Source organism: Pseudoalteromonas sp. JB197, from assembly GCF_002332205.1.
Taxonomy (GTDB): Bacteria; Pseudomonadota; Gammaproteobacteria; order Enterobacterales; family Alteromonadaceae; genus Pseudoalteromonas; species Pseudoalteromonas nigrifaciens.
Map to the genome: position 1 here is coordinate 97066 of NZ_NRGZ01000002.1, position 12665 is coordinate 109730.

The window sequence follows — 12665 nt, forward strand, 5'->3', positions numbered from 1 at the left end:
CAGTTAAAAATCCCCCATATTATTTGTAAGCGCTTACATTTATCACACATAAAAATGTAAGCGCTTACAAAAATGAAAAAATCAACAAATACACTATATTCTGACAATAATCAGTTGAACGGGGTTCAGTTATGAACATTGAAACAACACGCATTACTCGCCTTTTGGCTGCTATTTCATTAGCATCTCTGGCGGGTTGTGGTGGTGACGCAGCAACCACTACTACAGATATTGAAAAAGTAAACCCTACTGAACCAGTCTCTGACTGGCGTATGGTATGGAACGATGAGTTTGACAGCACTAGTATTGATACTAACAAGTGGAACTTTGAATTAAACTGCGCTGGCGGTGGTAACAACGAAAAACAATGTTACACCGACAGTGAAGAAAACGCCTTTATAAAAGACGGTGTACTAAACATAGTCGCCTTACCTGCTGAAGAAGGCGCAGAAAAACCATACACATCAGCCCGTTTAAACACCCGTTACAACGCAGACTTTACTTATGGCCGCTTTGAAATGCGTGCAAAGCTGCCTTCGGGTCAAGGTAGCTGGCCAGCTTTTTGGATGATGCCAACCGATGAAGAATATGGTACTTGGCCGCGCTCTGGCGAAATTGATATTTTAGAAGCGGTAAATTTAAAAACAGTTGCTGAAGATGGCACCGTTGAAGCTAATATTCATGGCACACTTCACTATGGCCGTGAATGGCCAAATAACTCAAGTTCAGGTAAAGCATATACATTCCCTGAAGGGATGAATCCTGCAGACGATTTTCATACTTACGCAATTGAATGGCAAGAAGGCGAAATTCGCTGGTACGTAGATGGCTATTTATACGCCACTCAACGTCGCTCTGAAGTTCGTTACAATTCAAAAGACGAACCCGTTGGCTTAAAGCACAAAGGCTGGTTTGCTGAATACTTTGAACAAGGTAGCGGCGAGCTAACAACGCATTGGGATAATGCCCCATTTGATAAAGACTTTTATCTTATATTAAACAATGCTGTTGGTGGTGATTGGCCTGAAAACGTAAATAACTTAGGCGTTGACGCTGCAGCATTTGCAGAAGGTCAAAGCTTTGAGATTGATTACGTGCGTGTTTACGAATGTGCCTCTAACCCAACCACAAGTAAAGGCTGTGAAGCAGTCCGCCCAGGTTACGACAACTTAGAAGATGCACTTGTTGAAGGTAAAGCCCCTGTACCTACCCCGCCAAGTGATGGTGTTGCAAAGAATCTTGATATTTTTGATGGCAGCTTAAATGCCAACTGGATCGCATGGGATTGTTGCGGTGGAACCACACCAGAAACCATTACCGATGCTGACAAAGGCGAGGTAATTAAGTTTAACATTAACGATAATAACGGGACTGTGCTTGGGTTTTCTACCCGCGGTGGTCACTTCCCAGATGATTTTACTGGCACTTCATCTCCATTTGATGCATCACCTCTACTTGATTTAAATGGTCGACTCACCTTTGATATGAAAGTAGTAACCCCGCCAACATCTTCAACTACTTGGTTATTAAAAGCTGAAGCGGGTGATGGTGGTCCTAATACCGGCGATGTAGCCCTTAGCGATAGTAATGAAGGTGTAACCCCTGTTACTGGCCAATGGCAAACCTATACATTCCCACTTTCTTTACTACAAGAAAGAGGCTTAGATTTAAGTGCCATTGATGTATTAATGGTATTTCCAACATGGCAAACAGGTGAAGGCGCTGAGTACTTAATTACCAATGTTGCTATTGAAGGCGATGTTGGTGAATCACCATCTGTAGACCTATTCACAGACGGACAAAACTTAGATTGGCCAATGTGGGATTGTTGTGGCGGTTCAACACCAATTGAAGCAATGGACGATGAAGAACACGGTTTAACCGCAGAGTTTAGCATTGGCGAAGCCCCCACTGTAATGGGTTTCAACACTCGCACCTCAGCCGGTGGTAGCGGTAAACCATTTGATGCAACAAGTATTTTAGAAAATGGTGTACTACAGTTTGATGTAAAAGTAATGTCAAATCCAAATGATCCAGCAGCTGTTTGGACAATGAAGATTGAATCTAATGAAGGCGATACAGCGGTAGAGCTTCCATTAACCGATGCTGGCGATGCACCCGTTGCTGGTGAGTGGAAAACTTACACTTTTACATTCGCTGACTTAGCGGGCGCCGGTTTAGATGTAAGTGCCATTGATGTAGTGATGATATTCCCAGCATGGGGCACAGGTGAAGGTGCGGTTTACCGTGTTGATAACGCTAAAATGTACGATCCGAGTGCATCAGCAGGCGATGAAATCACTATTTTCCAAGATACAGCCGCAGATATGTGGAGTATTTGGGACTGTTGTGGTGGCTCTACACCGACTGAAGAAACTGACGATGCTGAACACGGCACAGTGGCTGAGTTTGTTATTGGTGCTACACCAACAGTAATGAGCTTTTTAGCTGACGAAGGGGTTTCTTTTGATGCATCAGCAATATTAGCAAATGGTGTTGTGCAATTTGAAATGAAAATGGTGACACCACCAAATGATCCTGACTCAGTGTGGACATTTAAAATTGAGTCAACAGGTGCAGCAACGGCGGTAGAGCTTCCTCTTACACAAAGCGTTGAAGGTGAAGTACCGGTTATTGGGCAATGGCAAACATACACGTTTACAGTGCAATCATTATTTGATGCAGGTTTAGACATTAGCGATATCAATGTACTGATGGTTTTCCCAGCGTGGGGAACAGGTGAAGGTGCAGTTTATCGTATCGACAATGTGGTTATCGCTAACCCATAAACCCTAATTCAGTGGTAGGTACTAAATTACAAGTACCTACTTACCGTAATAAATTAAGTAAAAGCAGAGCAATTATGAACACAAATAAGTTTAAAAAAAGCCCACTAGCGGCTTCTGTGTCACTTATCATCGCTGCAAGCACATTTAACTTCGCTTATGCTGCGCAAGAAAATACTGCCGAACCTGAACTAGAAGTTATTGAAGTAAAAGGTATTCGTGGTTCATTAATCCGTTCGATGGATGTAAAGCGTGACGCATCAGGCGTGGTTGATGCCATTTCTGCTGAAGAAATGGGTAAATTTCCAGATACTAATTTAGCTGAATCGCTACAACGTATTACGGGTGTATCGGTAAGTCGCTCAAACGGTGAAGGTAGCCAAATTACCGTACGTGGTTTTGGCCCATCGTTTAACCTTGTAACACTTAACGGCCGTCAAATGGCAGGCACCGGTTTTACGCGTTCATTTAACTTTGAGAACTTATCATCTGAAGGCGTTAGTTCACTTGAAGTTATGAAAACAGCGCGTGCGGATACACCAACAGGTGGCCTTGGTGCAACTGTAAATATTGTTACCGCTAAACCTCTACAAAAGCCGGGTCAGCGCTTTTCATTGATGGCTAAAGGCATTCACGATACATCGGTAGAAGAAGGTGATGAAGTAACACCTGAAATTGCAGGTATTTACAGCAATACTTTTGCTGACGAAATGTTTGGTTTTTCAGCTAACTTTTCATACCACCGTCGTGATTTTCAGCGCCAAGCAGCCAATGTACGCTCTTGGTTAGTCAACCCTAACCTATCTGTTGATGCTGAAAACATAATTGATAACCGCCCAATGGATGCAGATGGTAACCCAGCTAAGCAGTTTTTCGATCCTAATGCTGGGGATAATGGTGAATTTGTATCTGCCGCTTTCTTCCCACAAGAAGTCAGCTTTTCAAAAGATGATATTCAGCGTGAACGTTTAAATGCGCAAGCCACTTTTCAGTTTGCACCAACAGATAACTTAACGTTTACACTAGATCACACAATTTCAAATGCAACAACGGGTAATAATTCGTTATCGTGGGGTATTTGGAACGGCTCGTTTGGTGGTAATGGTAATGCCTATGAGCTAGATGAAAATGGCACCGCTATTTACTATAACTCAGCTGGTGATGATGCCTCATTCACGGCATTTCGTGAAACTGCCGAGGTAGACTCAAAAGCAACCGGTATTAATGTTGAATGGTTAGCAACAGAAAACCTTAGTTTTAACTTTGATGCCCATACTTCAAAAACCACAACAGATAATGGCAAAGATCCTGGCTTAAACTCTAATGCCCGTATTATTTTGGGCTCAGCAGAGTTATCTACTAAAGAATACTTTTTCCGCGAAGGCGATGTACCGGGTTTTAATATTAATTGGAACAACGGCACACAAGAAGTAAGTCCAAATCAAATTGGTTCTAACTACAGTATTTTTACCAGAACACCAGGTGAGTCAGAAGTTTCTCAAGTACAATTAGACGGTAAATTATTTACTTATACAGATATTGGTCTTGAAACCGTTAAATTTGGTGCGGCTTACACTAAGCAAACACTCAGTGGTTGGGGCGGCTCTAATAACGCCAATGCACCTGGCTTTAACAACGGTACATTCGCTGAAATTTTCCCAGATGCGATGTTCGAAAGGGTTGATTTAAGCGGATTCCTTGATGAATTTTCATTTGGTCCTAACGGCGTAGCGCCAGGTTATGCTTACACTTATGACCTTGATGAAGCATTTGCTCGTCAAAGTGCTTATTTGACCGAAGACGTAATTGGCAGTGATTATTACCGAATTGGTAGCTTTGATAACTTCCCAACTAACGAAGTAGAAGAAGAAACCATTAGTGTTTACCTTTCTAGCAACTGGGTATTTAACGTTAGCGACTACGACGTATTTGTAAACTTAGGTCTTCGTTATGAAGAAACTGATATTGTCAGCCCAGCAAAAAGTCGTGTAGCGGAACAAGTTTACTGGGCAGGCGGTTCAGAGTGGTTAACTCAATTTGCCGCTGGTGGCGAATTAGTTGAAGTAGACTATGAAGGACAATACGACTTACTACTTCCTATGATTGATATTAAAGTCGATCTTACGGATGACTTAGTAACCCGCGCATCATGGGGACAAACAATCACCAGACCAACTCTTGGCGATATGTTAGGTAACTTGGCTTTAACACCATCACCTAAATTAAATTCAAGAAGTGGTAGCCGTGGTAATCCAAACTTAGAGCCATTTAAATCAACTAATCTAGATTTAAGCCTTGAGTATTATTACAGCGAAGGCAGTTACGCTGCTGTCGGTCTATTCTGGAAAGACGTAGATAATTGGATTGATAACACCCAGGTAAAAACTACCTTTGAAGGTTTACATGATGTGTATTTAGGTGAGCGTTGGAACAATGCAGTAGCCGCCATTGAAGGTCGTGGAGATCAAGCAACTGACACTGCAATTTACAATGAAATTGTAGCTAATGGCGTAGGCATTGGTGAAAACAACCGTATATTACCAGATCCAGCGACTGATCCGCTGATTGAATGGACCATCAATTCACCTGAAAACGTTGGTTCACGTAAAGTAAACGGTTTTGAATTTGCTGTTCAGCACTTGTTTGGCGACTCAGGCTTTGGTGCAGGCTTTAATGCCACCGTTGTTGATGGTGATGTAGAGTACGATAACTACTACCTTGCCTCTCAAGCAGTATTAGCTGGTTTAAGTGATTCTGCAAACATACAAGGCTTTTACGAAAAAGATGGCTTATCGGTGAAAATTACCGGTGCATGGCGTGATGAGTACTTAATTGCGCAAGGTTTACCTGACTCAGGTGCTACGGCTCCTCCACAATACGCAGAAGAGTACTTACAGTGGGATATTAGTGTGAACTACGAAGTTAACGAAAGCACAACGGTATTCTTCGAAGGTGTGAACTTAACCAACGAAACCGAGCGTTCATTCAGTCGCTTCGAAAGTCAGTTCTTAAGCGCGGCTCAATACGGCCCTCGTTATGCCTTTGGCGTTAGATACTCTATGGGCAATTAATACATTGCCCAAATACAGTTTTGATTACCCCTTATAGTTGAAAAGTCAAAGCCGCTCACTGAGCGGCTTTTTTTATAACTGTTTAATTTTTTCTAATAGCTTATCGGTTGTCCAATCAATATCGTTATAGGCAATATCGGGTTTATAATAATCGCCCTTTCCTCTTGCTCTATTCACATACACTTTATTAGGCACTATCACTTTACCTAAACCTGAGGGTAACTCAGCTAATCGAACATCCATATACAGTGAGTCAGCACTACTTGGCGCGCCAAATAACTGAGTGTTTGAAAACTGCTTAAATACATCAATGGCATCAAGACACGCACTTGCACACTGTGGCGGCACAATAACAAAAACCTGTGTTTTAAAGTCACTTACTGGCACTGTAATTTCGCTTAGGTTTGATTTAGTTTGCGGCTCTTCGATGTAAAATAGCTTATTTTTTTCAAGTGACTGCGCCATACCTGCAGCTATTTCTTTAAATTCTTTTTGTGCTTTAGGTTGATCTTTCAACACTTCAATTAATGATTTAACATGGCTAGTATTATCTTTTGACGCTCTCCACCAAACTCGGCTATTTTTTGAGTAGTTATCCATTTTTTGTTCAACAACTTGCTCACCCCACAACGCTTTTGCAAGCTTTAAGCTCCAATACGACGAGCCACCTTGGTTATGACGAAGATCTAAAACCACCGTTTTTGCACTGAGTAACTTAGAACGTTGATCAGTCACTTTTTTATACAGGTTATTGTAATCATGAGTTTGCTTATCGTTATTTGCAAAACTGGGCATAGCAATCCACGCTATGTTTTGCGCAGGCCAAGTTAAATCGGTTGTAAGTTCATCCCCATTATAGGCATGTGTTAAATGCTTACTTACACTCTTTGGCCGAACAGACCAATCAAGAGTTTTACTGTAAGCTTGCCCATTGGCTTTAACAAATTGACATTCTTTTAGAGGTGTTAAAAATGGGTTGCCCTCATCAATTAGTAACCGCCAACCTTGCTGCCACCAATGCCCAGGTTGTGTAACCTGTCCATGAAATTTAAACACTCTTTGTCGCATTAACGTCTCGGTACTTTGCCCATCGCATCCACTTATCACATCACCTTTATTTATATTATCTGTTTCACTGTAATACACTTTTAATGCATCACCCCGCCAAACGGCACTAAAACCAGGCCAACGACGAGCAGGTCGTTCAACGCTTGAAAACACACCTGCATGACCATCTTGTAGCACAGTACTAAAACGCGCAATTGCCGCAACATGAACCTGCGGCCCGCTCGCTTTAGCAGACAGTGCAAGTGCTTCTGCTTTTGCTTGCTTTAATAGCTCAGGAAAGACTGGGTTGTTAACATCAAACATACCGGGGTGGTTTTTTGCCGAAATACTGTAAGCAGCTTCAATATCACGATCAGTAACACTGCGCCATTGCGCTGAGGTTTGAGGAGTAACTGCTAATTCTGCCATGCTCAAGGTAGGCGTAATTAATAAAGCACTCAATAAAGTACGGCTAACTATTTTTGTTTTTATGTTCATGAAAATCCATTTTAAATTAGGTTATATAATTACTGTAAACTCATTTGGTGGAACTAAAAATACCTTAAATCAAATAAGTATCAGCAAATTATTTTTATAGCAGTAACTTAACAACATTAAAAGCAGCTAACAACGAGTAAGATTTAAAATGAACTGGCTTTAAATTTAGAGCAACACCTTACTTAGACGTTTGTTCAATTTTGGTTTGCAGTAGTGTTATGCGGGCGTTGAGTTTTCTAAAGCTATACTGTGAATAGAAAAAGTTCAAAAAGAAAGCAGCAAAACCTGAACAAGCAAGCCCTATCAATGGGCTGAAATAAAACATTAACAACAAAACAATAACAGCCATCGCTATCGTAAGTCCCAAATAATGAGATGCACTAAATAACTTTCGGTTGTTTTTTTCAAGTTTAACTATGTGAGAATCTATATCCATTAAAAATTTCCTTTTAACAAATCAACGTTAACTATCTTGAGCTTTAGATAGCTACATTAAGTAGCATCTAAAGAAGTCCATTCATTCCACTGCGCCATAGTTAATCGGTATAACTGTACGGCACGACCATGAAATTCATGATTGCTATAGTCTGTAAAGCCAATTTTCTTTGCTACTTTCAATGACGCAATATGCTCAGGTTCAATAATAACAACGACGGATTGATGATTAGTTTGCGTAAACACATACTTTAAAACACCTTTAGTCGCTTCGCAGGCTAAGCCTTTATTCCAAAAATCGACCGCTAATCGATACCCTAAATTAGGCTCTTCGTTACCCGCGAAACTTTGTGGAGAAACGCCACAAAACTCAATGAGCAAATCGCTATGTTTATCTATTAATGCCCATGGGCCCAAACCACATGAGTCGTAGCATTGTATACACCACTTTATAAATTCACAAGTTGCAGCTTCATCGCACACACCACGAATTGAGTATTTCATCACCTCATCGTCACTAAGAATTTCACTTAATGCCGGCACATCATCAATTGAGAATGGCCGGATAACCAACCTTTGGGTTTCACAAATTGTCACTCAAACCTTCTTGTTATCAAAGCTAAAAAATTTCAACAAACAAGTGATTAAGGTTGTTATCTCAGTTATTTCGCTCTTTTTTATATTTCGAATGCCACAAAAAGTATCCAAATAATATGCCTACTAAAGGAAATATTATTAAAGATGAAATGATTCCATCAAAAAAATCTTGCTCACCTGTAAAGTACATAATTAATTGAAATAAAATAGCTGTAGGAATTCCCCAGCCTAGAACACCTTTTAGTAAAATAAAACGGAATTTAGCGTGGTTTATATTCATGAGCCTTCCTTGAGTTGTGGCGCCAAATAATAAGCTGAAATAAATCATAGTCGTTAGTGAGTTAAGTCTCTAAATTATTGAAGACGATTTAAATTAGTTTAAAATTACATTAACACTATTGAAAAAACACTTAACCAACTTAATTGGATACCATAAGAGATACGTTGATAGCTACCAGGGTTACTTTGTAGTTTTATTGCTTTAGCCATAGCAAACAGATAATAAACTGTGGCGATAACAGAAACAATTGAAAAAACACGAAAGTATAGAGAGATAACTTCTGTGGTTGGACTAATAGCTATTAATATTGGTGCTACAACCAGCGAAAGTAACATAATAAAACCAGCCCAAGAGTGAACCTTGCAGCTAAAAGTTGGATGTTTAGGGCCTGTTGACCTTTCAGGATTAAAATTTGTTCTAACTAAGGACGATTTAATCGTGGCGCGAGGTTTGTAACCTAGTGGGCTAAGTAAAAGCCGAGCAACAAAGAGTTAATCGTCCCTAGGACGAACCTTCAGGCAGCGCGTGTTTGGTATTTATGCTGCGTTATCGCCTATTTATGGGGAATAACCACACTACATAGGCTCTGCCTTGCCTAAATACCAAACACACTGCTGCAAATTTAACCTCGAAAGATAAACAGGCCCTAGTAAATGGGTCAGCATCCATAGGAAAATAACCCGCAACCCAGGTACCAATACCATGCACTATAACTAACCAACCAACAATATTAACCAATATAGAAACATTAGCCAATTGCGCCAAATACCAGCCAAAAAAGCAAAATAGAAAACCTAAAGGATAATTATTAATTAGCGGTGACAGTTTTTCAGTTGGGCTTCCAGTTGCACCTAATTCACTACAAAATTGTTTAGAATGACTGTAACCTTCATAAAACCGACTTGCTACATAAACACCAATGAATATCCATAATGTGGCTATTAACCCTGAATAAATCGCAATCGTTTCAAACATCACCATAATCCTTTTTGTGATTAATTCATTAAAGCCTTTTTGAACACAGAGGAGAAAATGAGCCGGCTTCGAGTGACGAGCTGTGAGCTTGTACAAACAGCCTGAAACCTAGTCATAACAGCCCTGAGCTAGAACCTTTAATCTACTTTTTCAACCCAGCGCCTCATTAATAAATCATTTCTTTATCATTATAATTAACCACTAATCAAATGCTATCGGTATTAGTTTTAAAAAACAAAGCGCTACAAAAATGTAGCGCTTTCATTACTTATAGGTTGTTTGTTTAAACTAAAACGCGTTATTAAAAAAAGCCGAGCGGATCTTCGCTGTAGCTTACTAATAGGTTTTTAGTTTGTTGGTAGTGACCCAGTGCGAGTTTGTGGTTTTCGCGACCAATACCTGATTTTTTATAACCGCCAAACGCGGCATGAGCCGGGTACATGTGGTAGCAGTTAGTCCATACACGGCCGGCCTCAATTTTACGCCCCATACGATACGCTTGGTTCATGTTGCGGCTCCATACACCGGCGCCTAAACCAAATTCAGAGCTATTGGCAAGTGCCAACGCTTCGGCTTCGTCTTTAAAGGTCGACATTGAAATAACTGGGCCAAAAATCTCTTCTTGGAATACCCGCATGTCGTTGGTGCCTTTTAATAGAGTAGGCTGAATGTAATACCCGCCGTTAAGATCATCGCTTAACTGCTCTACGTTGCCACCGGTAAGTACTTCGGCGCCTTCTTTTTTACCTATTTCGATGTAGCTTAATATTTTATCAAATTGCGCTTTAGACGCCTGCGCACCTACCATGGTTTCGGTATCTAGCGGGTTACCGCGTTTAATTTGTGCTGTACGCTGTAAAATGCGTTCAATAAATTGCTCGTAAATATCTTCTTGAATAAATAGTCGCGATGGGCAAGTACACACTTCACCTTGGTTAAAGTAGGCCAGTATTGCGCCCTCTATTGCTTTAGATAAAAACGCGTCGTCTTTGTCCATTACATCGCTAAAGAAAATATTGGGTGACTTACCACCTAGCTCTACCGTTGATGGAATTATGTTTTCGGCGGCGCATTTTAAAATATGTGAACCCACTGGGGTAGACCCCGTAAAGGCGATTTTAGCAATACGGGTGTTGGTAGCCAGGGCTTCACCTGCTTCTTTACCAAAGCCATTAACTACGTTGAGTACGCCCGCAGGCAGTAAGTCGCCAATCACTTCCATCAGCACTAAAATAGAGGCAGGGGTTTGCTCTGCTGGTTTTAGTATTACACAGTTACCCGCAGCTAAGGCTGGGGCTAGCTTCCACGCTGCCATTAGTATTGGGAAGTTCCACGGAATTATTTGCCCAACTACACCTAACGGTTCATTAAAATGATAGGCAACGGTAGTTTCATCAATTTCACTAATACCGCCCTCTTGTGAGCGCAGGCAACCTGCAAAATAACGAAAGTGATCGGCGGCTAGTGGAATATCGGCCGCGAGTGTTTCGCGAATTGCTTTGCCGTTATCCCACGTTTCGGCAACTGCAAGTAACTCTAAATTTTGTTCAATACGGTCGGCTATTTTCAGTAATACGTTACTACGTTCGGTAACCGATGTAGTACCCCACTGCGCTTTTACTGCGTGGGCTTTGTCGAGCGCAAGTTCAATATCGTCTTTGTCGGAGCGCGCTACTTTGCAAAACACTTTGCCGTTTACAGGGCTAATATTTTCAAAGTACTGGCCGTTTACTGGCTTTACCCATTCTCCACCAATGTAGTTTTCGTATTGCGCTTTAAAGGTAATTAGTGCATCTTTTTCGCCTGGATTTGCATAAATCATAGTGACACTCTCTTGTTGTTATTAACTAAAAGTCGAGCTATTAAATAAGTCTTTTTGCTTTATATTTAATCAAGTGCTGCTTTATAATTAATCAGCATTGATTGACATTAGACTATCAAACACTTAAAAGCATGTATTGCTGTCCACAAAAGTTGTCTATGAGTCCAGATTTAAAAGGGATTAAAATGCATACTCCGCAATTAAATAAGCAACGTCAGCAATTAAAGGTGCTAATTGAAAATAAAGTGACCTTTGCTGCCGATAATAGCGAGCTAAGTATTTACGATACTTATCAAAATGCGCAAAAAGTAGCTTTGCATTCAAAAGAATTACTTTTTTGCGCCATGCTTAGTGGTAAAAAGGTAATGCATGTAGAGAGCTGCCAATACCATAAGGCATTTTTACCTCACGAATCCTTTGTATTAGCACCAGAGCAAGGGGTGTTAATTGACTTTGAACAAGCATCTTTAAGCGCGCCTACTACCTGCCTTGCCATAGAAATAAGTACAGATAAAATAACGCAGGTGGCTAATGCACTCAATATTGAGCAACGCTTTGCCAGCGATGACTTATTTGCCTATACACCGCAGCTGGTACATAGCCAGCACAATAGCCAAACCCAACAACTTTTAGCGCGTATGGTGCATTTATTTAGTGAGCCCGACGAGCAGCGAGGTTATTTAATCGACTTATCGTTAAACGAGCTTATTACCCGTTTGCTACAGCAGCAAAGTCGAGATTTATTACTAAAAAACGGCAATAATTCGCAGCTTAAAACACCGGTAAATAATGCTTTGCAATACATAGAAGAGCACTTAAATGAAGCATTGGATATAGAGAGGCTGTGTAAAATTGCCTGCATGAGTCGCAGCAAGTTTTATCAACAATTTAAGTTGGCCTTTGGTACTAGCCCGGCACTGTGGCAGCAGCAACTTAGGCTTAAAAAAGCCTATAGTAAATTGTTGCAGGGGCGCACGGTTAGCCAAGCGTGTTATGAGCTGGGTTTTAATTGCCCTAGCCATTTTAGCCGCTTATTTAAACACGCCTATGGCGTACCACCAGCAAGCATTGCCAAGAAAAGTCATTAAGTGGTGGTTTAGATTAATTTTACAGCGAGGTTAATTAACGTTTCGTAGGCACTAAATGCGCCTACG

Annotated in this window: 8 protein-coding genes and 2 pseudogenes; 3 read left to right on the plus strand and 7 right to left on the minus strand. The window is 40.8% G+C overall.

The annotated features are described in order from the left end of the window. Nucleotides 1-131 precede the first annotated feature (131 nt). Together CIK86_RS15665 and CIK86_RS15670 are read left to right on the plus strand one after the other, a co-directional pair. Nucleotides 132-2789, plus strand: coding sequence for a glycoside hydrolase family 16 protein (locus CIK86_RS15665; protein WP_086994667.1), 2658 nt, complete (start codon nt 132-134; stop codon nt 2787-2789). A gap of 74 nt (nt 2790-2863) precedes the next feature. Further along, nucleotides 2864-5857 carry a TonB-dependent receptor gene (locus CIK86_RS15670; RefSeq protein ID WP_086994685.1) on the plus strand — a complete coding sequence of 998 codons (2994 nt, stop codon included), beginning with the start codon at nt 2864-2866 and terminating at the stop codon, nt 5855-5857. 72 nt (nt 5858-5929) lie between these two features. Here the strand turns inward: CIK86_RS15670 and CIK86_RS15675 are convergent, their stop codons facing one another. The 7 genes and pseudogenes from CIK86_RS15675 to CIK86_RS15705 all read right to left on the minus strand — a co-directional run bounded on the left by CIK86_RS15675 (nt 5930) and on the right by CIK86_RS15705 (nt 11511). Next, nucleotides 5930-7402, minus strand: coding sequence for a S41 family peptidase (locus CIK86_RS15675; RefSeq protein ID WP_086994670.1), 1473 nt, complete (start codon nt 7400-7402; stop codon nt 5930-5932). Nucleotides 7403-7580: 178 nt separating this feature from the next. Continuing rightward, the gene (locus CIK86_RS15680) at nt 7581-7838 is read right to left on the minus strand and encodes a hypothetical protein (RefSeq protein ID WP_086994673.1); all 258 of its coding nucleotides are present in this window, start codon (nt 7836-7838) and stop codon (nt 7581-7583) included. A 56-nt stretch (nt 7839-7894) separates the two neighbouring features. Beyond that, entirely contained in the window at nt 7895-8434 is a 540-nt protein-coding gene (locus CIK86_RS15685) for a GNAT family N-acetyltransferase (RefSeq protein ID WP_086994676.1), read from the minus strand. A 61-nt stretch (nt 8435-8495) separates the two neighbouring features. Continuing rightward, nucleotides 8496-8714, minus strand: coding sequence for a hypothetical protein (locus CIK86_RS15690; protein WP_024602708.1), 219 nt, complete (start codon nt 8712-8714; stop codon nt 8496-8498). A gap of 104 nt (nt 8715-8818) precedes the next feature. Beyond that, nucleotides 8819-9097 (minus strand): annotated as a pseudogene (locus CIK86_RS15695) (DUF998 domain-containing protein); the annotation flags it as partial. A gap of 262 nt (nt 9098-9359) precedes the next feature. Next, a pseudogene (locus tag CIK86_RS15700) lies at nt 9360-9689 on the minus strand (DUF998 domain-containing protein); the annotation flags it as partial. Between the two features lie 301 nt (nt 9690-9990). Next, on the minus strand, nt 9991-11511 hold the full coding sequence (locus CIK86_RS15705; protein ID WP_086996878.1) for an aldehyde dehydrogenase family protein: 1521 nt from the start codon (nt 11509-11511) through the stop codon (nt 9991-9993). 185 nt (nt 11512-11696) lie between these two features. Between CIK86_RS15705 and CIK86_RS15710 the strand changes: the two genes are divergently transcribed. After that, complete coding sequence (locus CIK86_RS15710) at nt 11697-12599, plus strand: AraC family transcriptional regulator (protein ID WP_024605394.1); 903 nt, start codon at nt 11697-11699, stop codon at nt 12597-12599. The last annotated feature ends 66 nt before the right edge of the window (nt 12600-12665 follow it).